Annotated in this window: 19 protein-coding genes and 2 pseudogenes; 15 read left to right on the forward strand and 6 right to left on the reverse strand. The window is 34.5% G+C overall.

The annotated features are described in order from the left end of the window. Positions 1–9 precede the first annotated feature (9 nt). The 8 genes from PMOB_RS00540 to PMOB_RS00575 all read left to right on the forward strand — a co-directional run bounded on the left by PMOB_RS00540 (position 10) and on the right by PMOB_RS00575 (position 7,790). On the forward strand, positions 10–2,118 hold the full coding sequence (locus PMOB_RS00540; RefSeq protein ID WP_012207964.1) for a flagellar hook protein FlgE: 2,109 nt from the start codon (positions 10–12) through the stop codon (positions 2,116–2,118). Between the two features lie 84 nt (positions 2,119–2,202). After that, complete coding sequence (locus tag PMOB_RS00545) at positions 2,203–2,388, forward strand: flagellar FlbD family protein (RefSeq protein ID WP_012207965.1); 186 nt, start codon at positions 2,203–2,205, stop codon at positions 2,386–2,388. A gap of 69 nt (positions 2,389–2,457) precedes the next feature. Beyond that, positions 2,458–3,237, forward strand: coding sequence for a motility protein A (locus PMOB_RS00550; RefSeq protein WP_012207966.1), 780 nt, complete (start codon positions 2,458–2,460; stop codon positions 3,235–3,237). Positions 3,238–3,255: 18 nt separating this feature from the next. Next, on the forward strand, positions 3,256–4,128 hold the full coding sequence (locus PMOB_RS00555) for an OmpA/MotB family protein (RefSeq protein WP_012207967.1): 873 nt from the start codon (positions 3,256–3,258) through the stop codon (positions 4,126–4,128). Positions 4,129–4,154: 26 nt separating this feature from the next. Then, positions 4,155–4,682, forward strand: coding sequence for a flagellar basal body-associated FliL family protein (locus PMOB_RS00560; RefSeq protein WP_012207968.1), 528 nt, complete (start codon positions 4,155–4,157; stop codon positions 4,680–4,682). Between the two features lie 270 nt (positions 4,683–4,952). Then, the gene (fliM, locus tag PMOB_RS00565) at positions 4,953–6,032 is read left to right on the forward strand and encodes a flagellar motor switch protein FliM (RefSeq protein ID WP_012207969.1); all 1,080 of its coding nucleotides are present in this window, start codon (positions 4,953–4,955) and stop codon (positions 6,030–6,032) included. A 1-nt stretch (position 6,033) separates the two neighbouring features. Next, on the forward strand, positions 6,034–7,152 hold the full coding sequence (fliY, locus tag PMOB_RS00570) for a flagellar motor switch phosphatase FliY (protein ID WP_012207970.1): 1,119 nt from the start codon (positions 6,034–6,036) through the stop codon (positions 7,150–7,152). Continuing rightward, entirely contained in the window at positions 7,149–7,790 is a 642-nt protein-coding gene (locus tag PMOB_RS00575) for a hypothetical protein (protein WP_012207971.1), read from the forward strand. The genes fliY and PMOB_RS00575 overlap by 4 nt, the downstream gene beginning before the upstream one ends. 5 nt (positions 7,791–7,795) lie before the next feature. On the opposite strand, the gene PMOB_RS00580 is transcribed toward PMOB_RS00575, so the two are convergent. Continuing rightward, positions 7,796–8,524: an MBL fold metallo-hydrolase gene (locus tag PMOB_RS00580; protein WP_012207972.1), complete on the reverse strand. Its 729-nt coding sequence runs from the start codon at positions 8,522–8,524 to the stop codon at positions 7,796–7,798. A 136-nt stretch (positions 8,525–8,660) separates the two neighbouring features. Between PMOB_RS00580 and PMOB_RS00585 the strand changes: the two genes are divergently transcribed. The 4 genes and pseudogenes from PMOB_RS00585 to PMOB_RS00595 all read left to right on the forward strand — a co-directional run bounded on the left by PMOB_RS00585 (position 8,661) and on the right by PMOB_RS00595 (position 13,141). Then, a complete protein-coding gene (locus tag PMOB_RS00585; RefSeq protein ID WP_155811031.1) occupies positions 8,661–10,391 on the forward strand; it encodes an ABC transporter ATP-binding protein in 1,731 nt (576 codons plus the stop codon). Positions 10,392–10,563: 172 nt separating this feature from the next. Beyond that, a pseudogene (locus PMOB_RS11085) lies at positions 10,564–11,421 on the forward strand (ABC transporter transmembrane domain-containing protein); the annotation flags it as partial. 87 nt (positions 11,422–11,508) lie between these two features. Beyond that, positions 11,509–12,333 (forward strand): ABC transporter ATP-binding protein, encoded by an 825-nt coding sequence (locus PMOB_RS11090; RefSeq protein WP_369973995.1) that lies wholly within the window; start codon positions 11,509–11,511, stop codon positions 12,331–12,333. A 31-nt stretch (positions 12,334–12,364) separates the two neighbouring features. Continuing rightward, positions 12,365–13,141, forward strand: a complete 777-nt coding sequence (locus PMOB_RS00595) for an alpha/beta hydrolase (protein ID WP_012207975.1) — start codon at positions 12,365–12,367, stop codon at positions 13,139–13,141. A gap of 26 nt (positions 13,142–13,167) precedes the next feature. On the opposite strand, the gene uvrA is transcribed toward PMOB_RS00595, so the two are convergent. The 3 genes and pseudogenes from uvrA to PMOB_RS00610 form a co-directional block, all read right to left on the reverse strand. Beyond that, positions 13,168–16,014, reverse strand: coding sequence for an excinuclease ABC subunit UvrA (gene uvrA / locus PMOB_RS00600; RefSeq protein WP_012207976.1), 2,847 nt, complete (start codon positions 16,012–16,014; stop codon positions 13,168–13,170). 156 nt (positions 16,015–16,170) lie between these two features. Then, the gene (locus tag PMOB_RS00605; protein ID WP_081429131.1) at positions 16,171–17,361 is read right to left on the reverse strand and encodes an RNA-guided endonuclease InsQ/TnpB family protein; all 1,191 of its coding nucleotides are present in this window, start codon (positions 17,359–17,361) and stop codon (positions 16,171–16,173) included. Continuing rightward, a pseudogene (locus PMOB_RS00610) lies at positions 17,312–17,913 on the reverse strand (IS607 family transposase). The gene PMOB_RS00605 and the pseudogene PMOB_RS00610 overlap by 50 nt, the downstream one beginning before the upstream one ends. 434 nt (positions 17,914–18,347) lie before the next feature. On the opposite strand from PMOB_RS00610, the gene wecB reads away from it, so the two are divergent. Beyond that, entirely contained in the window at positions 18,348–19,451 is a 1,104-nt protein-coding gene (gene wecB / locus PMOB_RS00620) for a non-hydrolyzing UDP-N-acetylglucosamine 2-epimerase (protein ID WP_012207978.1), read from the forward strand. Here wecB and PMOB_RS00625 read toward each other — a convergent pair. Then, complete coding sequence (locus PMOB_RS00625; RefSeq protein ID WP_012207979.1) at positions 19,442–20,443, reverse strand: Kiwa anti-phage protein KwaB-like domain-containing protein; 1,002 nt, start codon at positions 20,441–20,443, stop codon at positions 19,442–19,444. The genes wecB and PMOB_RS00625 overlap by 10 nt on opposite strands. Further along, a complete protein-coding gene (locus PMOB_RS00630; protein WP_041533985.1) occupies positions 20,440–20,955 on the reverse strand; it encodes a hypothetical protein in 516 nt (171 codons plus the stop codon). Before PMOB_RS00630 ends, PMOB_RS00625 begins: the two co-directional genes overlap by 4 nt. Before the next feature lie 186 nt (positions 20,956–21,141). Here PMOB_RS00630 and PMOB_RS00635 point away from each other — a divergent pair, with 186 nt between their 5' ends. Both PMOB_RS00635 and aglA read left to right on the forward strand, forming a co-directional pair. Beyond that, a complete protein-coding gene (locus PMOB_RS00635) occupies positions 21,142–22,251 on the forward strand; it encodes a glycosyltransferase (protein ID WP_012207981.1) in 1,110 nt (369 codons plus the stop codon). 148 nt (positions 22,252–22,399) lie between these two features. Beyond that, complete coding sequence (gene aglA / locus PMOB_RS00640) at positions 22,400–23,854, forward strand: alpha-glucosidase AglA (protein ID WP_012207982.1); 1,455 nt, start codon at positions 22,400–22,402, stop codon at positions 23,852–23,854. Positions 23,855–23,888: the final 34 nt, after the last annotated feature.

The raw sequence follows: 23,888 nt of genomic DNA on the forward strand, positions 1-23,888 counted from the left end.
GAGTATAACATGCTCAGATCAATGTACTCTGGAATCACAGGTTTAAGGAACTTTCAGGATCAACTCGACATAGTTGCAAACAATATCGCTAACGTTAATACCGTAGGTTACAAAGGTTCAAGGGCAACATTTCAAACAACTCTTTTTCAAACATTAAGTGCAGGAAATGCACCACAAAACCAACTAGGTGGAACAAATCCTATGCAAATTGGATTAGGATCTCAATTAGCTTCTATAGACAAATTAATGACACAAGGTTCTCCTATGTCTACAGGTAAAGCTACAGATCTTATGATTCAAGGAGAAGGGTTTTTTATTCTCTCAGATGGAATAGGTCAATACTATACACGGGCTGGCAATTTCACTAGAGATTACAACGGATTCTTTGTAGATCCTGCATCTGGTATGAAATTGCAAGGTTGGACAGCAAAAATTGATCAAGAAGGAAATAGGACCATTGACACCAACGATCCTATAGGAGATATCCAAATATCAAGCGGACAAGTAATGGCGGCAAAACAAACCTCCTTTGTAAGACTTGCACATAATTTAAACGCAGGTGCGGGTATTCAAGACACAACAATTGTGGTCAAGAGTACAACAGGTGAAAATATACCCGTAAAATTCTCTTTCAAAAGGGATATGAGCGAAGAAAACAAGGATAAAAATGTTTATAATTGGACGGCAAGTGTAGTTGGTTCTGAGTACAAATTTGCAGTTGACGATGGTTCAGGTAATTTAACTTCAACTAACCAAATTAGTGGAAAAGTAGAGCTTGACGATACGGGAAATGTAATTAGTTGGGTTAATTACGATGAAGACGGTGATCCTTTAGCAGAAAGTAAGATTTCTATATACGACATAAACGGTGAAATAGTGGATCAATATGGTGATTCTGTTCCTGTAGATATCAATGCAGGGGCAGGTACTGCTACCCTCACAGGAAGCATTAGGGTTACAGACTCAGCGGGAGAAGCAGTTTATTATGATCCGGAAGATATTGATATTAGTTTTGATGCTTCCGGAAATCCAACAATAACTTTGAATATCGATGGTACACCAGTAAATTTTACTGGACCTGCAAGTACAGTTGGTGAATTCAACGATTTACTAACAACGGGAATTACATCTGGAGATTATACCCTCACGGGTTTGCGTTTAACCGGTGCCTCTGATGCTGATACTATTGATGGGCAGGGGTTTACCGGCTTAAAATCCGTTAGAGAGATGATTCAACCACCTTCAGGTGGAGCTATAAGATTCACCGATCTCAACAATCCTACCAACTTTTCAGAAGCTAACTATATCAGCCCATCTGTAACAACATCAACAGTAGTATACGATTCTCTAGGTAACCCTTACAATACTTATTTAAAATTCACAAAAATAGATGCTAACACTTGGTATTGGAAGGCAGAGTTAGAAGACGGAACTCCATTGTATAAAAGTACCGCTGATGGTCAATTACTCGATGATTCCGCCGAAGGAGTAATAGCTTTTGACTCAAATGGTAACATAGCTGCAACTCAATGGAAAATTAACCCTGACGGCACCATAGATCAAACTATCGGGGACGGTGACGATGGAGCAGCGGGTTTCTGGTTCGACCCAGCTGAGTTGGGCGCTGCTTTAAATCCAAGCGTGGACCCTCAATCAGCAGCTGGTGCAGGTCCTGTTAACGTTTCGATTAATTTTCAAGAACTTTCTCAGTTTTTTGCAGAAAATTCTATAGCGGTTACTGAACAAGATGGAAACGCTCAAGGAACTTTGGAGTCTTTCGCTATAAACACCAATGGACAGATTATAGGATCTTTCACAAACGGTTTAACAGCTCCATTGGGGCAAGTAGCTCTAGCCACTTTTAACAACCCCGAAGGTTTATCAGCTACAGGTAACTCTATGTACGCTATGAGTTCAAACAGTGGACTTCCACAAATAGGTGTCTCTGGGGTTGGAGGAAGGGGAAGTATTAATCCAGGGGCTTTAGAAATGTCAAATGTGGATTTAGCAGAAGAATTCACCAACATGATCATAGCTCAAAGAGGATTCCAAGCAAATTCAAGAAGTATAACCACTGCAGATGCAATCCTTAACGAACTTGTAAACATCAAGAGATGATTATGTTCCTTATGGGTGGACTGAGCACGAAGGGGTGCTAACAGGTTTTAGAGTTTCTAAAGTGAATAATATTTGGAGGTTAAGATGATTAAACTCACAAAATTAAACAATGAAGAATTTTATATTAACCCTTATCAAATTGAAAAGATAGAGTGCCACCCTGATACGACCATAACGATGATGAACGGGCATGTTTACGTCGTTAAAGAAAGTATTGAAGAAGTTAAGAAAAAAGTGGTAGAATTGAATAAAGAGATTTTTGGCAAATAAGGTAAGTATTATAATTTTTGAGCAAACTTTTTATGATTGAATTAGCGCAAAACAAGAGGTGGGATAGTTGTGGATATATCAACAATAATTGGTTTAGCCTTAGCGATAGCTGCAATAGTTGTGGGTGCAGGAAGTGAATTTACAACTTTAATAGATATACCTTCTTTTTTTATAACCGTGGTAGGATCTGTTGGCGCAACTTTCATCGCCCATCCAAGTTCAAACTCTTTCAAAATGTTTAACATGATCCTTGAAGCATTCAAAAATCCTAAGATAGACAACCTTGAAACTTTGAGGACCTTGTACTCGTTCTCTGAAAAAGCAAGACGAGATGGAATGATATCTTTAGAAGAAGATATACCAAGTGTTAAAAGTGATTTTTTACGAGATGGATTGAGAGCTGCCGTCGATGGAACGGATCCTGAAGAGATTAAAAAGATATTGGAAGTGAAGATGGACATGTACCAAGAAACAGAGGAAGATAAGATCTCAGTTTTAGATACTTGGGGAGCCATGGCTCCAGCCTGGGGGATGGTAGGAACTTTGATAGGACTAGTTTTGTTGTTGGATACTCTTAGCGATCCAACAACTATTGGGCCGAGGATGTCCCTTGCTCTGATTACAACCTTATACGGTGCTCTTATTGCATACATATTTGCTCTTCCCCCTGCTGAAAAACTAAAAAAAAGGGTGGATAAAAATATTAACCAGATGCGAATGATGTTGGAAGGTATATTATCGATAGTACAAGGTGAAAATCCACATTTGATGGAAGAAAAGCTAAAGGCGTTTCTCAGTGAAGAAGAAAGACGTGCCTATGAGGCAGAAAAAGGTGAAGCTGTTTTGTAATCGTGAGGTGATATTTTTATGCCTAGAAAGAAAAGAGAAAAAACTGGTGATGCTAAATGGATGCAGACTTTCAGCGATATGACTACCTTGTTGCTGACTATGTTTATTGCATTGTTTTCTATGGCTACTATATCACCGGGAAAATTTCAACAGGCGGTTGTTAGTTTACAAAATGTGTTCGAAGGACAACCAATTGGGGTACTAGTTGGAGGCAGAAGCATTTCCGACGAACCCTTGATCACTTCTAATCCTGGAATTAGGCAAGAATTATTAAAAATTATTGAAGACGAAAAGTATAAAGGGAAAATCACTATTGAGGAAACTGATAAAGGGACGATAATATCTATGAGGGATATTGCCTTTTTCAGACCAGGGAGCGCTGAATTAACCGCCGAAGCTAAAGACCTGCTTTATAGGATAGGTACAATAATATTAGAGCACACATCTAACGCTATTGAAGTTTATGGTTTTACGGATGATCAACCAGTTTTACCCTCAAGTGTATACCCTTCTAATTGGCATTTGAGTGCAGCTAGAGCGGCAAGTGTTGTTAATTTTTTTACCATAGAATTAAAAAATAGAAGGTTAGTGGAAAAGATGGCTGAGATCAATTCTGGGCAATTTGATATAGATTATTTTTACAATTCAGACAGATTCTTTCCCATTGGTGAAGGAGATAGCGAAATTGCTAAGGAAATTTCCCTATTAAGGTCGGAGATTGATTCTCGAAAATCCATCGCCTTTGATCATTTTACTGAAGGAGAATTAAACTCCGCACAGTTACAGCAAATTGAAAGGGAACTAGAAAATGAATATAATACAAGATTGAATGAATTAAGGCAAAAATACAGAAGGATAGATATTCTTATACTAAGGCAAAGAGTAAGATAAGTGCAAGACCGTGGAGGCGAAAGATTTTGGAAAATGAAAATATAACTTCAGAAGAGGGAAAAACCAGAAAGTCAAAGCCATCTTTTTTAATGACTTTAATAATAGTCATAGTTGTTGCTTTAATAATATCAGGAATTACGTCTTTTTTTATAGTGAGAATCTTGACATCCAATGTTTCTTCAAGTTCTGATCAATCTTCGCAAGTATCCGCTACTGCACCTGCTAAAGTATTATTGATCATGGAAGGTTCCAGATATACTATGATGTTAAAAGGAGGATACGACATTGCTGTAATAGATTCTTTACAGCTAGATGTTGGAAGCAGCCAGGCAAGAGATTTAATAACTTCCAACAAATTGGAAGTTTTAGAGGCTATAAGAATGATATTTATGAATAAAACAAGAGGTGAGCTTTCAACTCCACAAGGCATAGAATTAACTAAGAAACAAATAAAAGATTCTTTAAATGAAATGCTGGGATTTACTGGTGAAAGGGAAAGCTTGGGTGTTGTAAAAGTGACAATGATTATAATGACTATAACAACGAGTCAATAATGATACATTAAGGGGCAAGCCCCTTAAAATCCCCAAAACCTAATTTCGTTTAAACAAAGGCATTTTGCACAAAACAGCAAAAGGGGCAAGCCCCTTAAAATCCCCAAAACCTAATTTCGTTTAAACAAAGGCATTTTGCACAAAACAGCAAAAGGGGCAAGCCCCTTAAAATCCCCAAAACCTATTTCAATTAAAAAAACTTTTTGCACAATGCGGCAAACTTAAAAAAGCTTTTTGCACAAGGCTGCAAAATGAAAAAGAGGTGTTTTTATGCCTGAAGATGAGACCCTTACACAGGAAGAAATAGATAGTATTTTAAAATCAATGAGTTCTGGAGAGAGCCCCGAAGAAGTTCTTGAAGAGTATCAGGAAGAAGAAAGAAGAATCAAAGATTACGATTTTAGAAGACCCATGAAGTTTTCACGGGAGCAACTAAGAACTCTCCAGTTAATCCATGAAAGCTTTGCAAGAGAGCTATCTACTTATCTTTCAGGCAGAAGCAGAACATTCGTCGATGTTAAATATGCTAGTATCGATCAAATCACCTTTTCAGAATTCCAAAAATCATTGAACTCCCCAACATTTATCGTTATCTTTTCGTCCGAAGCTTTTTCAGGAAGCGCTATTCTACAAATGGGCTTAGATTTAGGATACGTCATAATAGATAGACTTTTAGGAGGGCCAGGAAACACTCTTGAAGAGATTAGACCTCCCACCGAGATAGAAATGAACATTTTGAGAAAAGAATCTGCAGTTATGTTGAGAATGCTATCAAAATCATGGTCGAATATTGAAGAATTTGACGCCAACTTGGAGAATTTAGAAACCAATCCCCAATTTGTTCAAGTTGCCCCTCCAAATGAGATGACAATTCTTATAACACTTTCTGTTACTATAAAAAACGTACAAGGTTTTGTCAATCTTTGTTTTCCATCTTCTTCGTTGGAACCTTTGAACGATAAATTGACAACAAGAATGTGGACAACCTCTTACAGACATACTGAAGAATTTAAAGAAAATCTAAGACAATCGTTGTTGCTTTCAAAATTAAATTTGTCTGCTATACTTGGCAAAACAGAGATATATTTAAATGATTTTTTGAATCTTGAAGTCGGGGATGTAATCCGCTTAGATTCTTTTTACGATGAGCCCATAGATCTAGAAATTGAAGAAAGACCGATATTCAAAGTAAATGTGGGTAAGAGTAAAGGTTTTTACAGTGTAAAGATCGTTGAGAAAAACAAAGAACTTTTAGAAAGACTTCTTGTTGAAGAGAGTATGAAAAAAAAGACGAAAAAGCTTGATTCTTCTGAAAAAGATGAAGATACAGAAAAAACAGGAGATGAATAAAATGCCTGAAAACGAAGACCGTATTCTAAATCAAAGTGAATTGGATTCATTATTAAAAGGGTTAAATAACACCGATGATCCAAAGGAAAGCGAAGAAACCTCAACAGTAGATGAAAAACTAGACGCACTTTTGGATATGATTGGTGAAATTGCAAATATCACTATGGGTTCAGGAGCAACAACCCTTTCAACTTTACTAAGAAGAAAGATAGAAATCCAATATCCTCAAACAGATATTATTAAATTTAAAAATATCATTACCAATTTTGAAGGAGAAAATGTTGTTGTTACAGTAGAGTACAAAAAAGGTTTGTATGGCTTGAACACCTTGGTATTACCTTTGAATTTAACTAATATAATAGCAGATTTAATGCTGGGAAAAGACCTAGAGAATATCGAAGAGAGGGAATTAGATGATATTAGTTTAAGCGCAGTTTCTGAAGCAATGAATCAAATGATGGGTACAGCTTCAACCGCCTTATCAGATTTTCTAAAAACCAATATTGATATCTCCCCGCCTAGCAGTCGAGTTGTGAATTTTTCAGAAGCCAATATCGAGTTTCCTCCCATAGAAACAGACAAAGAAGCTTATGTTATCTCTATAAAGTTCAACGTGAAGATCAACGGAATAGCCGAAACAACGTTCTGGCAATTTATACCCATGAAATTTGCTCAAAAGATTAGAGAACTTGTGGAAAAAACTTTTGGTAAAACTACAGAAGACGAAGAAAGCTCAAAAAATTCAAATACACAGAAAAGAAGCAATTCCAACGTGATCAAAGAAAAAAAGGTCAAAGTTCAACCTGTAGAATTTGGTGAATTTGAAAAAAAGGAGGAGCCTATTTCCCCAAATATAGATCTATCAAAGTTGGAACTTTTGCTTGATGTCCCCTTAGAACTAAAAGTTGAGTTAGGATCAACCAAATTAAATCTTAGAGAGATTTTAGAATTACACGAAGGGTCTATGATACAGTTAAACAAATTGGCAGGTGAGCCTTTGGATATATATGCCAATGGAAGATTAATTGCTAGAGGCGAAGTTGTTGTTATCGATGAGAATTTTGGAATTAGGGTTACAGAGATCGTCTCATTGAGAGAAAGGATGAAAACTCTGAAATGATAATTAAGAAATATTTCCTTTTATCCTTCCTTGCTTTTTCCACATTCATTTTTGCTCAACCAAGCTTAGAAAGCCTTTTAGAGAGTTATTTGGGTTACAAAAAATTAAGATTTGATATTAATATTCAGTTTCAAATAACTGAGAATAAAGAAATTTCTGCTGAAGTAAGTTATATTGATAACAGATATTTAATTTTTACCTTTAAAAAACCATCTTTATTTGAAGATATTTATTATTGTTACGATTTTTTCGAGTCAGTTTTTTACACAAATGTTCATGAGGAAGTAGATGAATACGGTCAAATATCCATACTTACAGCCACTATTCCTGATTTGCTTTCATCTTTTTTACCTTTTTTTGATCCGGAAAATTTTGATGTCGTTGCCACAGAAGTAGGTGAATATGAAATCCAGCAATATATTCCGAAAACCCGAAACTTCTTAAGATTGCTTAATATAGATTTTACTAAATTCAATATTTACTATTTTAAACCTTATGAAAATATAAAGGTTTTAGAAAAGTTAGAAATTTTGAATTCTCAAGAGAGTAAAAAGGTCATTATAGAAATTAAAGAAATCGCACCTCTACCTAATGAAGAAGCAGATATCGAATTGAAAAAAGTTCTGTTGTCTTCATAGTTTTGTTATAAATGAGCTAAATCTGGCAGGGAGTAATCTGCGTACCTTTTTTCCAAATTCTCTCCGTTTTTCTTCCTTTTTAAATAGGTCAATTGTTCTTTTAGGATCTTTTTGCTTTCTGGCTTCCCATGTCCTGGAAAAACCGTTTCTATATCTAAGGAAGATAAGTTATTTAATCTAGATATCCACTCATCAACATTCGAATTGAGTATTTCTGCATGTACCTTAGAAAATACGAGATCACCACTTATTAAATATCCTTGCGGTTTAAGGATATAGATTGTTGAATCTAAAGTATGTCCACCAATATTTTCTGCTGACAAAATTTGGTCTCTTAGGAGAAGAAAAATAGAATTTTCGAAAATGATGATATCTTTTTCCCTTAAAGCCTCTTTGAAATTGTTAAAATTATAGTCAGCTATTTTTGAACTTTCTTTTAGAAACGTAGGATCCAAGGTATCAAGAAACTCCAATGTTTTTTTGTTCATATACAGATCAAATTTGCGTTTGCTAAAAACAGCTCCAAAGGTGTGGTCAGGGTGAAAATGAGTGAAAAAAACCTTTTTTAATTTTTTTGAAGTACGCTCTTCAACTATTTTGACCATATCTTCAAATTTTCTTGGATAAAGAGAGCTATCAAAGGCTGTCAATCCATCATCATACTCTAAAAATGTAACAGAGCTTGCGCCATTCTCGAACCAAAAATTGTAAACGTTATCGTAACTTTCAAACATACAAATCACCTCTAAAAATATATAGTTAGCGCCTCTTATTATTTTTAAGTTCTAATATATTTTTTCGATAAAAACAATTGATATTCCTCGAACCAAGTGATATAATTTTGTTAGGAATACTAATCAATTTGGGACGGTGAATCTTTTGATCAAAGAGTTTCTAAAAAAATATTGGTGGAGATATCTCATTGGGATTCTCTTTCTTGTAACCGTTGACATTATTCAACTATTTATTCCAAGAGAAATTGGAAGCATAGTCGATATACTAAACACACAATCTCCGAACCTTAATCAAGTTAAAACGCTAATCTTCGGAATAATCATGTTAGCTTTAGGATTAGGAATTGGTAGAGTTTTTTGGAGAATTTCAATTATTGGAGCCGCTAGGCTTTTTGAATATCAAACATGGAAAAATATGTTCGACCATATCATCGGATTAGACCAAGATTTTTTCGACAAATGGAGAACTGGAGATTTGATGACTAGGTTCACTTCTGATGTTTCTACGTTGATGCGTATGCTAGGAATTCTGGTTATAATGCTCGTTGATACAATAGTATTGACGACCTTGACCGTTTTTGCAATGGGTACTTTTGTGAATTGGAGATTGACCTTTATATCGGTACTGCCTCTTCCTTTAATAGCAATTATATCACTCTTTTTTGGAAGATTCATTCACAGAAGATTCAGAGAATTACAAGAAAAAACTTCTGAGTTATCTAATATAACCGAAGAAAACGTCTCTGGTGTGGATGTTGTAAAGTTGTATTCTAACTATGATACCATGCAAGAGATATTTGACAACAAGTCTCAAGAGTTCTATAATTCTTACATTCGCTTGGTAAAAGTTTGGGGATTGATGTTTCCCTTAGCCATGTTAGTAGGACAATTAGCAACTATTTTTGTTTTCAATTTTGGTGGGCCCATGGTAATAAACAATCAGATAACCCTTGGAGACTTCATAATGACAAATCAATATATCGGAATGTTGATATGGCCAATGATGGCGGTTGGAAACCTAATCAACCTAATACAAAGAGGAAGAGCTTCTTTAAAAAGGGTTAATGAAGTTTTAGAGCAAAAAAATTCCATTCAAGAACCCGCAAGAGAAGATTTTGAATTTCAGGGACACTATCAAATCAACCATCTAACTTTCAAATATCCAGGTTCACAAAGAGAAGTTTTGAAGGATATAAACATGAATATAAACCCTGGAGAAATGGTAGCCTTTGTTGGAAGAATAGGTTCAGGAAAATCTACATTAGCAAAGCTCCTTGTAAAACTATACCCAGTTGAAAGAGGACAGATATTTTTAGACGGAAAAGATATTAACGATGTGAATGGTGAATTTATAAGAGACTATGTTTCTTATGTACCACAAGATAGTTTCTTATTTTCAATGACGATAAGAGAAAATATAGCTTTTGCTAATGAAAAAATGGAAGACAAAGTGGAAGAATTTGCAAAACTTTCTCATGTACACGATGACATAATGAGCTTCGAAAATAAATATGACACAATAGTTGGAGAAAGAGGAGCCACACTTTCTGGTGGCCAAAGGCAGAGGGTTACCATTGCAAGAGCTCTAGCCAAAAGATCAAAATGGATAATACTAGACGATTGTCTTTCCGCTGTAGATACCGAGACGGAAGAAGAAATAATCAAAACACTTAGACAACAAGCGGAAGGCAAAACAATTCTTGTTATATCCCACAGGCTCAAAGCGGTTAAAAATGCCGACCAAATCTATGTGTTCGACAATGGACAAATCGTTGAAAGCGGTAATCACAATCAGTTAATCTCACAAGAAGGTATTTACTATTCTATGTACATGAAACAATTAATAGAAAAAAATTTGGAGGAGTAGAGTAATGGCTTCTGTTCATGAGGAAATATTTTTAGAAGAAAAAGAAAAAAGCGAAGGCGATCTCAAAACTTTCCTGAGACTGTGGGTGTATATAAAAAAATACAAGTTACTACTTTTTTTGACCTTTTTAACTTTGGCTATAGCAACGATAATAGAGTTAGCGTTGCCAGTTTTCATACGATATGGGATTGATAATGTAATTAATGTGAATTATTCGTTTGATCTAGTCCCTGAAAACGAAACACAATTTGTTGAACAGGAGAATGGAGCTTATAATCTAGAAAAAAGAGACAACAACTATTATATGGTTAACAATCAAACAGGCGAAAGAATACAAGTCTCAGGCGAGCAATATTCCCAATACTTTGACTTAGCTATTCGAAAAATACAGATTTTTAGCCTTATTTTTATATCAGTGCTTGTGGGACAATTTCTTTTAAATTACGGCCAAGTTTTCTTTGCCAACGTAGTTGGCCAAAAAGTTATTTTTCACCTGAGGAAAGACTTATTCAGCCATATATTAAAACTCAAATATACATATTTTGAAAAAAATCCTCCAGGCAAAGTTACCACACGTGTGGTTAATGATACCCAAAATTTATCGGATTTCTTCAGTGATGTTGTAACAAGTTTGCTTAAAGATATAGCTATAATAATTGGGGTGATCATTTTAATGATGGTCCTAGACTTTGAACTTAGTTTGTATACAATGTCTATGTTCCCAGTTATTGTAGTTTCAGTTGTGTTATTCAGACATTTTGATAGAAAAGCCTACGACAAAGTCAGAACTAGAATATCTGCCTTAAATTCCTACTTAGCCGAAAATTTAGCTGGAAGTAATGTTACAAGATTATTCAATCAAGAAGAAAGAAAGAAAAAGGAATTCGATTACATGAGTACAAAGGTATATCGTGCTAATTTGCAACAAATGTATGTATTTGCGATCTTTAGACCTTTGATGAGTCTATTACAGTATTTTACGATTAGTATTTTGCTTTGGTTTGGTTCCTTGCAGTTAACAGATGGGCAAACAACCTTTGGAACCATCTATGCTTTCACTTCTTACATAGATATGTTTTTTAGACCCTTGTTTGACCTAGCAGAAAAGTATGACATAATGCAAAACGCATTTGCATCGGCTGGAAAAATTTTTAAGATATTTGATCAAGAACAGGAAAATTTTGGGAGGAAAAAATATACTACTATTCAAGAAGGAAAAGTTGAATTTCAAAACGTTAAATTCTCCTACGATGGAAATAAAGAAGTTTTAAAAGGTGTAAGTTTCAAAATAAATCCCAACGAAAGAGTAGCCATAGTTGGGGAAACAGGTTCAGGAAAAACTACGATAATTAAATTGATAAGTGGACTTTACAAATATCAAAGTGGTAAAATACTATTAGACGATAAAGAATTATACGACTACGATCTCAACGAATTACGCAAAAAAATCGCTGTTGTACCTCAAGACGTATTCCTGTTCTCGGGAACTATTTTAGACAACATGAGATTATTTAACCAAGACATTCCGGATGAAGAAGTAAAAAAGGTTGCAAAATCCGTATATGCCGATGAAATTATCTCGCGGTTGCCCCAAAATTACTACACAGTCATTACAGAAAGAGGCGGAACTTTATCATCTGGTGAAAGACAATTGGTAGCCTTAACGAGGGCGGTACTTTTTAATTCAAAGATTATAATTTTAGACGAAGCTACAGCAAATGTTGATGTAGAAACTGAATTTTTAATACAACAAGCTTTGAATAAAATATCTGAACGTTCAACTATAATTTCCATTGCCCACAGACTTTCGACTGTGAAAAGCTCCAACAGGATAATAGTTGTGCATAAAGGGCTAGTTGTTGAAGAAGGAAGGCACGAAGAACTTATCAACAACCACGGAATTTATTACGATCTTTACAGACTTCAGTTCGAAAATAGCTAATAATTACCAGACTATGAAGGGGGTCTATATCTTGAATTTCTTCGATAACATACCACCAAGCACATCTGTTTCACCAATATCAAAGGAGCTTTATTTAAAAAATGATTCAAATATTGCGGTATTGATTCTACATGGTTACACGGGTTCTCCTCATGATATGTACTACATAGGTAGACAGATTCACAAATCTGGTTTTTCTATATACATACCTCGACTCCCCGGGCACGGAACCAATTCCAACGATTTTTTAAACTCTAATTGGAGAGATTGGCTGAGAAAATCTATAGACTCTTATATTAATTTAAAAACCTACCATGAAAAAGTCTACATTTTAGGCCTTTCTATGGGTGGTGTAATAGCAACTCTCTTAGCAAGTAAATTTCATCCAGAAAAAATTGTCTTAGCTGCTCCTGCACTAAAAGCAAAAGATTGGAGAATAAATTTAACTCCATTCTTTGGCCTTATCGTTAAGAAAATAAAAAGAAAAAATCCTCAGACATTCGATGACGAAAAGCTTGCTTATCTAGCTAGCCAATACTGGAATTATGACTGGCCTTCAAAGGCAGCTGATCTTTACAAACTGCAAAAAATGGCTCTTAAAAACCTTTCAAAAGTCACATCTAACACTTATGTGATACTTTCAAAAAAAGACGAAGCCGTTCCTTTTTCGGTAAAGGAAATTATAGAAAATAATATTAAAGGAAAAACCGAATTTCTGATATTAGAAGAAAGCGGGCACGTAGTTGTAAACGATATCGAAAAAGAAAAAGTGGCAGAACAGACTATAAATTGGCTTAAAAAAGAATAGTCAACGTAAAAATAATTTAATTATTTCTACTTTGAAATTCTTTCTTTTGATAAAACCTCTTGCAAGTAGTACCCGGTGTAAGTACCGCTCTCAGCTACTTCTTCTGGGGTGCCTGTAGCCACAATGTAACCCCCATTTTCTCCGCCTTCTGGTCCTAAGTCTATAATGTAATCTGCGTTTTTTACAATGTCCATCTCGTGTTCTATTACTATAACGGTATTACCCTTTTCAACGAGAATATTGAGAACTTTTATTAATTTCTTTATATCTTCAAAATGAAGACCCGTAGTAGGTTCATCGAGTATATAAACGGTATTCCCCGTTGCTTTTTTCCTTAGCTCGGAAGTTAATTTGATCCTTTGAGCTTCTCCACCAGAAAGGGTGGTTGCGGATTGACCCAATCTTATGTATCCCAAACCCACATCTTGCAGCAGTTCTAGAACATTTTTTATTAAAGGTAAGTTCTTGAAAAAGTCCAAAGCCTCATCCACAGTCATATCTAAAACATCAGAAATATTTTTACCTTTATAAGTGACCTTTAACGTTTCTTTGTTGTATCTCTTACCTTTACATACGTCACAGGTTACATACACATCAGGTAGAAATTGCATCTCAATCTTCAAAACTCCATGGCCTTTACAGGCTTCACACCTTCCGCCCTTAACGTTGAAGGAAAATCTTCCCTTGTCGTATCCTCTAATCTTAGCCTCAGGTGTTGCAGCGAACAGTTCACGAATATAATCAAATACTCCTGTATATGTAGCTGGGTTACTTCTTGGAGTTCTACCAATAGGACTTTGATCGATAGAGATCACGCTATCTATATATTCTAAACCTTCGATCTTTTCATACTCTCCGGGTCTCACCCTGGAATTATAAAGCTCCTTTTGCAAAGCCGGATACAACGTATCCATAATCAACGAAGATTTACCTGAGCCTGAAACTCCTGTTATAACCACAAATTTCCCCAAGGGAATCTCAACCGTGACATTTTTCAAATTGTTGTGTTTGGCACCGATTATCTTTAAACTAGCGTTCTTTTCTACTCGTTTTTTATCAATTATTTCTATTCTTGTTTCTCCCCTTAAATACTTCCCTGTAAGGGACCCATTAGAATTCTCTAACAACTTACTAGTAGGACCTTGAAAGATGACTTTTCCCCCATTGACACCTGCGCCGAGCCCAAGATCTATAATATAATCTGAGGCTCTAATAACGTTCTCGTCATGTTCGACAACTATTACCGTATTATCGAGGTCTCTCAACTTTTTCAAAGTATTTATAAGCCTGTCGTTATCTCTTTGGTGAAGACCTATAGTTGGCTCATCCAAAACATATGTCACTCCTGTTAACCCCGATCCAATCTGTGTAGCCAATCTAACCCTCTGGGACTCTCCACCAGAAAGAGTTGTCGCATTTCTTCCAAGTGTCAAATAATCAAGTCCTACATCGATCAAAAAAGTTAACCTTCTCTTTATTTCTCTAAGAAGTTCGTGGGCAATTTCCATTTCAAAATCACTCAGTTTTAAAGCATCAAAGAAAAGTTTTAGTTCACTAATTGGCATTTCTGTCAAATCATATATATTGTATCCATCTATCCTAACGCTGAGGGCTTCTTCCCTCAACCTTTTGCCATTACAGGCTTGACATGTCTTTTGAATCATGAAATTTCTTTCGATCCATTCCTTTATTTCCCGGGAATCCGTTTGCTTGTACCTTCTTTCGTACCAATTCACCATTCCTTCAAACCCTCTAGTAAACTCATAACTGTCTCCGTTCTTTTTTGAAAAGGAAAAATCTATTTCTTTGTCAGTCCCATACAGCAAGGTATTTAAAACTTTTGAAGGCATACTTTTTAAAGGTTTTGATGGATCCTCACCCAAACTTCGAACAACATCTTTCATCATGCTCACCATAAAAGTATCTTTCCCCATATTCAAAGCAGCGCCATCTTCCAAAGACTTGTTTATATCAAATATATATTCAGGCTCAACCTCCAACTTAAAACCTAATCCATGGCATTCCGAACATGCCCCATAAGGACTATTAAATGAAAACAATTTGGGATTAATTTCTGGAAAGCTGTAACCACATTTAGGGCAAGCTAAATTCTCAGAATAAGTTTGAGAAGAAATAACGTTCTCATCATTATCCATTTCCCTAATTTCTACAAAGCCATCTCCTTCTTTAAGGCACAATTCAACGGCTTCGAAGATTCTCTCAAAATTATCTTTTCTCAACTTAACTCTGTCAACAAGTAGGTTTATATTATGCCTGTAGGTCTTTTCAAGTGAGTCTATCTCATCTAAATCGTATATCACTCCATCGATTTCCACCCTTTTAAAACCTGACAGCTTCATACTATGTAGTTCCTTTTTAAACTCACCTTTCTTTTCCTTGGCAATTGGAGCAAAGATATACAATCTTGCATCCTCATTAAAATTCTTAAAAATATTATCCACAATTTCATCTACAGTAGAACTTTGCAGTGGGATATTGCACTTTGGGCAGTAAGCCTTACCAACCCTTGCAAACAACACCCTAATATAATCATAAATCTCTGTGATGGTACCTACCGTTGACCTTGGATTATGACTTACAGATTTTTGTTCAATAGCAATTGAAGGTGAGAGCCCCTCGATAAATTCTACATCGGGTTTTTTCAAATTTCCTAAAAACTGTCTTGCATAGGAAGAAACAGACTCTAAATACCTTCTTTGACCTTCCGCATATATAGTATCAAGTGCTAAAGTTGATTTTCCTGAACCAGATAAGCCGGTAATGACTGAAAGGGTATTCTTAGGTATCTCAACATCTATATTTTTTAAATTATGCTCTCGAGCACCTTTTATTCTAATCCATTTGTTATCCATACACATCCTGCCACTGAAAACATAGACAAACATGCCTATATCCAGAAGTTTCCTGCTTCAACGTGTCCCGCCTCGATATATATCTACTACGGTTTGTTTGACACTCCACAGGCGTGAATTCCCGACTGGCCATCGGTACACATATGCAAAGCAATTTCAACAAGCTATCGCATATTCTTTGGCATTCTTCAGATTAATTGCTGCGTTCAAATCTCTATCTATTTTCGATCCACATTCTTCGCAAATGTAAACTCTGTCTGATAATCTTAGGTCTTTCTTGATATTACCACAATGAGAACATATTTTACTTGATGGATAAAATCTTGAAACTATCCTCAATTGAATTCCTAAATGTTTACATTTGTTTTCGAGTCTAATCTTGAAATAGTGGAAATTCTGTTTTGCAATTGCTTTTGATAAATGCCTATTCTTCATCATTCCTTTAACATTCAAATCTTCGATAGTGAAATATTCTGGTTTGGTTTTCACCAGTTCACAAACTACTTTATTCACATAGTCATGACGTTTGTTTTTAAGTTTTTGATGAAGTTTCTGGACCTTTAATACTTGTTTGTCTATATTTTTTGCAGAATTTGTGGCAGTACCTCCTTTCTTTTTATTTTCGTATTTTTTTGATAACCGTCTCTGCTCACGCTTAAGTTTTTTTTCGAGTTTTTTAATTTCTTTGCTTTTATTTATATTTTTCTTCTTAATACCGTTACTAGCTACTACAAATTCTCTTATACCTACATCGATACCAATCCCTTCGGAGAATGATATATTGTCTTGCTTTATTCCTTTTTCAACTGCCGTGAGGCTGTCTTCTTCTACAAGAACGCTAACATAATATCTACCTGCTTCAAAAGAAACTGAACCACTTCCAACTTTAGCATTTGTAGGGATGTAGCCTTTTTCTTTTAGTCGAACAAATCCCAATGTTGGTATTTTTACTCTATGTCTTTCAATCGTCCAATCAGTTTTATTATTTCTAGGAAAGTAGGCTTTAACGTCATTATTCTTTTTCTTTTTGAATCTAGGAAATTTTGATTTACCTTTAAAAAACTTTTTAAAAGCTCTTTCACCATTCATAATTGATTGTTTAACAGCTTTACTCGATACATCTTTTATCCAATTGAATTCTTGACTGTTCGGTATAAACTCGTTATTTAACCATACTGAAAACTCCATACCCGAAACAAATCGCCTTTCTTTTTCATAAATCTCCTTGTTATGTGCAATGTAGAAATTGTATATAAACCTACAAACACCTAGTGTTTTTTTAATTTGTTGTTCTTGTTCAAGCGTCGGATTTATCTCTGTTTTGTAGCTCTTTAGCAATCTCATCATCGCCCTTTATTTGCTTTTTATACTTTCTAAGTCCGTCGATTTTACACGAAAAAACATGAATAGGGTTGATAGTTTCTCATTGTTTACTACAATAATTTCTACACCATTAGATTTTAAAAATCTTTCAAACCAATCGTAACCACTACAAATAAATCTGTCTTTGTGTGCAATTAATATTGTTTTTACTAAACCTAACCTACAATTTCCTATTAATTTATTCCACTTTTTACGATTGTAATTTAATCCAGAGCCAATATCTTCAAATATTTCATCAACAATAATTCCTTTTGCGTTAGTATATTGTGTTAAAAATTCCACTTGATTTTTTAAATCATCTTTCTGGTTATTTGCTAAAACTCTTGCGTAAATTATTGTTTTCCTATGTTTAGAATTACTTTCACCTATATAATCTACGTACTGCTTATGAGTATAATAGCGTCAATTGGTTGGACTTCGAAACGCCTTAAGTATCCCTTTTCTGTCCCACCTGTGCAATGTTTTGACCGATACACCGATCATTTCAGCAAATTCATGTAGTTTATATGCATTCATATGCTATCACCTCTTACAGGTATATTTCATCACATACAAACACATTTGTCAATATATTTTTTAACTATTTTCGCCCTTCTGGAAAGGCAAAAATTCACACCTTTTTTATACATTTATATTATACAATCAAAAAATTAACGCTAAAAGAATTTTATTTATCTTTTAACAAAGAAACCTCAAAACATCTTCATTGTTGGTTTTACCATCAAAAAACCATGGACCTAAAAACATATATGATATAATTACATTATGTGATTGGCAACTGGGTGGGGAGTATTTGCCGCAGTGTGCAAACAATGTTTTTAAATGATTTTGACCTTGATTTGGGGTTTTTAAGGGGAACCCCCTTAACGTTCGGCGAAGGGGCGCTAACAAAGACTAAACGCAGCTTACATAAAAAAACTAAAAACATTACCATAACAAGGAGTCCTCGAATGAAAATAGCGATGATATTTGGAACACGGCCAGAAGCAATAAAAATGGCACCATTATACAAAAAGCTGAAAGAAGAAAATATGGAGGTAAAAGTAATAGCAACCGCTCAGCACAGAGAAATGCTCGATCAAGTGTTGAATCTTTTCGAAATAAAACCAGACTACGACTTAAATATAATGACAAAAAATCAAACTCTACCACAACTAACTTCAAAACTAGTTACAGAGATAGATAAAATACTAAAAATTGAACCATTCGATTACATACTAGTACAAGGGGATACAACCTCCACTTTTGTTGGAAGTCTCGCTGCTTTTTACAACAAAATATTTGTTGGGCACGTGGAAGCGGGTTTAAGAACGAACGACATATACAACCCCTTCCCAGAAGAAATGAACAGAAGACTAACAGGTACAATTGCAAAGCATCACTTTGCTTCTACCCAAAAGGCAAAAGATAACCTACTAAAAGAAGGTGTAGAAGAAAAAAACATAATAGTAACAGGGAACACGGTTATAGATGCATTACTATGGGTAAAAGAAAATAAAAACAAAGATATAGAAAAGATAAAAGAAAAGTACAACATAAAGAACAAAAAGTTTATCTTAGTAACCATGCATAGAAGGGAGAACTGGGGAAAACCGATAGAAAACGTGATGAAAGCGATAAAAAGGTATCTACACGAAAACGAAGAAATGCATATAGTATTTCCAGTTCACTTAAATCCGATAGTGAGAGAAAGTGTGTATAAAATACTTGGGAATGAGGAAAAAGCGATATTGATAGATCCTGTTGAATACTTAGAATTCATCGCGTTAATGGACGAAAGTCATTACATAATGACAGATTCAGGAGGGATACAAGAAGAAGCACCCACATTGGGCAAACCAACGTTGGTATTAAGAGAAACAACGGAAAGGCCTGAAGCAATAGAAGCGGGAACAGCAAAATTAATAGGAACACAAGAAGAACAAGTGTATCAAGCCATGAAAGAACTAGAAACAGAAAAATATGCTCAAATGAGCAAAGCGAGCAACCCTTTTGGGGATGGCAAGGCATCTCAAAGAATCGTTGAATTTTTGAAAAAAAGATATTACTCTTGATAAGGGCTATTTTCACTTGCCACCATTCTATTCCCTGACAACTCAGATCTATAATACAGTTCGTCGTAGAGTTGTAAAAAATCTTTAATAGAAGTCTCTTCGCCCAAATCAATACATTTATTACCCTCATCTAGTTTAACTTTTAGATTGAAATCATCTATTATCTCCTTAACCTTAGAAAACTCAAATTTCTTATAATTACCTTTTTTGATAACCTTATAAAACCTCTTCAAATACAAAGGTTTATTTTTGATTTTCTCACTAAAATAATCGATACTTTTTAATTTAATATCCTTACCAAATAGATTTCCCTTTTTCTTTATTTCCTCGATAACTTCATCTTTAGCCTCTTCATATTTCTTGTAAAACCCGAAATCTCTTTCAAAATAAGTCAGATTTCTAATTAAGACGGTATCTCCAACAACCATGTAATCAAAACTATTTTTTGGAATTAAGTAAAACTGTTCCTTTAAAGGTTGAATTTTACGTGCAGTAAGGGCTAAAATCCTTTTATCTTTAAAGATTTTGGAAGCTGTTAAATATTGAATACCCAACAAAAAATCATTCAACTCATTACTGTACAATTTTACTATCAGTTTGAACTTCTTAATTGTTTCCAAGTCTTTATTAGAATAATTTTTTATATACTTACCTTCACGAATAATCTCAACAATATCCCCAATATCGCTTACATTCTCTTTGACATCTTTTAGATACAAAAAGCTCCTATCATCAATGACTGTCTCGTATTCATCTACCTTGTTTGATTCTTTGACGCGTAAATCATTTAAAAACTCGTCAGTAGAAGTGAGAAAAATTCCCTTGAAAAAAGAGGGATCTTCATTTTTCAACCAAAATATCTGGTTGTTCTCATTTTGGATAAAAACATCCATTGTGAAATCTGTTGAAGTAGCGATTAGCTCCCTAAGAGATTCTAAATTTTCTTTTAAAAAGATATTCTTTAAAATCTCATCCCAATTAACTTTATTCATTTCTTGTCAGCCATCCCCAAATAAAAATCTTTGGAAAACTCTTTAACTTTCATTCCTTCGGTTATTGATTTTGAAATCAACCAAGCGGACCGGATACTCTTTTCACGTCCGTCCATAAGACAAACTCTGTAAATATTATAGCCAAACAAAGAAAGGACAGGGTTTATAGCTATCAAATCCGTTTTTACATAAATATTGCCTACAATAAAAACGATTATAGCAAAAGAAATCAATTCTTTTATGCCACCCATATTGATAAAAGGCAAGATATAAACAAAAATATAATCCAGCAGCCTCACATTCTGCGATTCTACTTTCTCAAATTTAATGAACTTTTCCTCGGCATTCGTCTTAGCAGAAATAAAAAGAACCAAAGAAACAACAAAAACAAAAATCGAAAAAAAACTAAAAAATAAGAACAAAACGTTCCCAAAATTATTAATGGCAAAGATAACAAAAAGAGGCAGATACGAAAGCAAAAACAAAAAAGATTTAAACAATGTATTGATCATACAAAAACCTCCCCAATGAGGAAATCTATTAATCTTAATAAATCACATATTCATAATTATAACATTAAACCCAACTTTTAATTCTATATCACCCTTCACCTCCATGTAGAAAGCGGTTGTTTCTTATGATATAATAAATCGGGGATAATAACAACAAAAGTCTTTATAATTTCAAGGTGAAATTTTATGAAAATTCTGATCATTGGTTACATGCATCCAAAATTTGACAAAAGAGTATACAGAACGGTTAAATCCCTTTCTAAAGTTCATGAAGTTATTTATCAATATTGGACTAATAAAGACGACAAAGAATATACAGATGGAAATATTAAATACCTACCCATAAAAGAAATCAATGAAACAATAGGCAATCCATTAAAAAAGCTTATTAATAGAAGGCCTCTCGATAAAAAAATATGCGATTTGGTAGCCGAAGAAAATTACGACATCTTATACATGCATCATTTTTTAGCAAGCAAACCTTTGGATCCTTTTAAAATAGCAAAAAAAAGAAATAAAAAAATCGTTTACGATATTCACGAATACCATCCAGAAAACTTTTTAGCAGAGTTAGAAGGGATGATTGGAAATTTAAAAGTAAAAACCGTCTGGAGGTTCTTTAAAAAGCAATTAGATCTCTCAGATCTGGCAATATTCGTCTCAGAAGAAACAAGAAATGATGTTGTTAACAAAACGAACATAGATAAAGAAAAAACCTATATTATACCCAATTACGCAAATTTTATTATAAAACCTGATATTCAAAAAAAGAGAAAAGAAATTGTCTTAGTTGGTAAAGTAACAAGAAAGATAGAAGATGAGAAAAAAATATTAAAATCTTTAATCGAAAAGGGTTTTAGCTTCAAGATTATAGGAATGGATTCGAAAGAGTTTATGGACATAACCCATGAATCTACAGAATTTTTACCTTACGATGAAATGATGAATGAACTATCCAATTCCCTGTTTTCTCTAATTTCTTACAACACCGTCAAAAACAGAGATTATAAAAACGACATTTACGCCTTACCTCACAAGTTTTACGATTCCTTAGCTGCAGGCACCCCCGTTATTGTAAAAGAATCTTTTGTTTCAATGGCTAAACAGGTAGAAAATTTAGGCTTAGGAGTGGTTATAGATCCATCTAAAGTGGAAGAAAGTGTTGAAAAAATCACTAACGCATACAAAAATTACGAAAAAATTATAAAAAACGTTGAAAAACACCAAAAAGAATTTATATGGAATGAAGAAAAAGAAAGGAATTTTCTTAACTTGATATCTCACATAACAACGTAATCCATACTTTAGTGATATCTGATTTCAGAAAGAGTAGTGAAAAAAGCTATTAAAAAAATAGATAACAATATCATAACGATTTACACTATAAACAACATTATAGCAACAAAAAAGTTCAATAGTTGATAAAAGAGGAGGAAAGATGTAAATGACAGCTATCAAGGTAGGGATCATTGGAGCAGGAAGCGCAGCATTTTCTTTAAGATTGGTTAGCGATCTTTGTAAAACAAAGGGATTATCAGGGAGTCTAGTATCCTTAATGGATATAGATAAAGACAGATTGAACGCAGTACACATGCTTGCTATGAAATTTGCAGAAGAGTTCGGAGCGGATTTGAGGTTTGAAACTACAACAAACGTTGAAGACGCAATAAAAGACTCAAGTTTTGTTGTAAATACTGCCCTTGTTGGAGGGCACAGTTACTTTGAACAAGTAAGAAAAATTTCAGAAAAATACGGATATTACAGAGGAATAGACTCACAAGAATTCAACATGGTTTCAGATTATTACACAATAAGCAATTTCAACCAATTAAAGTTTATGCACGATGTTGCAAAAGCTATTGAAAGAATATCCCCTAAGGCATGGCTTTTGCAGGCGGCAAATCCTGTCTTTGAATTGACAAATTTAATAACAAGAACGGTTCCAATAAACATGGTTGGAATATGCCACGGCCATCATGGAGTAGACCACATAATTGAAAAATTAGGCTTAGATGCAGAAAAAGTTGAATGGCAAGTAGCAGGTGTAAACCATGGAATTTGGTTGACAAAATTCATGTATGAAGGAAAAGATGCCTATCCACTCATTGATGAATTATTAGAAAAAGAGGTTGAAAACTTCAAACCCACCAATCCATTCGACGATCAACTCTCTCCAGTTGCAAAAGATATGTATGAATTCTATGGAAAAATGCCCATTGGAGACACAGTCAGGAACGGAAGTTGGAAATATCATTACAACCTCGAAACGAAGAAAAAGTGGTTTGGAGAACCATGGGGAGGCGTTGATTCAGAGTTAGGATGGAAATGGTATCAAGACAGACAAGCAGAGATTGCAATAGCAATGCAAAAAGTTGCCAAATATTTCCAAGAGAATAAGAACGCCAAATTACTTTCAAAAGATTCACTCAATGAAATTATCTCTCAAACCAAAAACGATGTAAAAGAAGAACTCACAAAAGAAATATACAACTTGTTAGATCCTCAAAGGAAAAGCGGCGAACAACATATATTGTTGGCAAATGCCTTATTAAACAACGAAAAAGTAGATCTCGTTCTCAATTTACCAAATAACGGTACTATACCTGGAATCCCAGACGATGTAGCCGTGGAGATTCCTGTGTATGCAGACAAAGATGGAATCCATCGTTACAAAATAGATCCACCACTTCCAGAGAGAATTAAAAAGATGTACTTATACCCAAGAATTATGAGAATGGAATGGGCATTAGAAGCATTCCTAACTGGAGATAAAAAAGTACTCGAAGAATTTTTGATCAGAGATCCACGTACCAAATCTTACGACCAGGTAGTAAAAGTTTTAGAGGAAATCCTTGCTTTGCCAGGTAATGAAGAAATGAGGAAGCACTACAGCAAATAATAGTTTAATTAAGGGGGCTAATGCCCCCTTAATT

It is taken from the genome of Petrotoga mobilis SJ95 (assembly GCF_000018605.1).
Lineage (GTDB): Bacteria > Thermotogota > Thermotogae > Petrotogales > Petrotogaceae > Petrotoga > Petrotoga mobilis.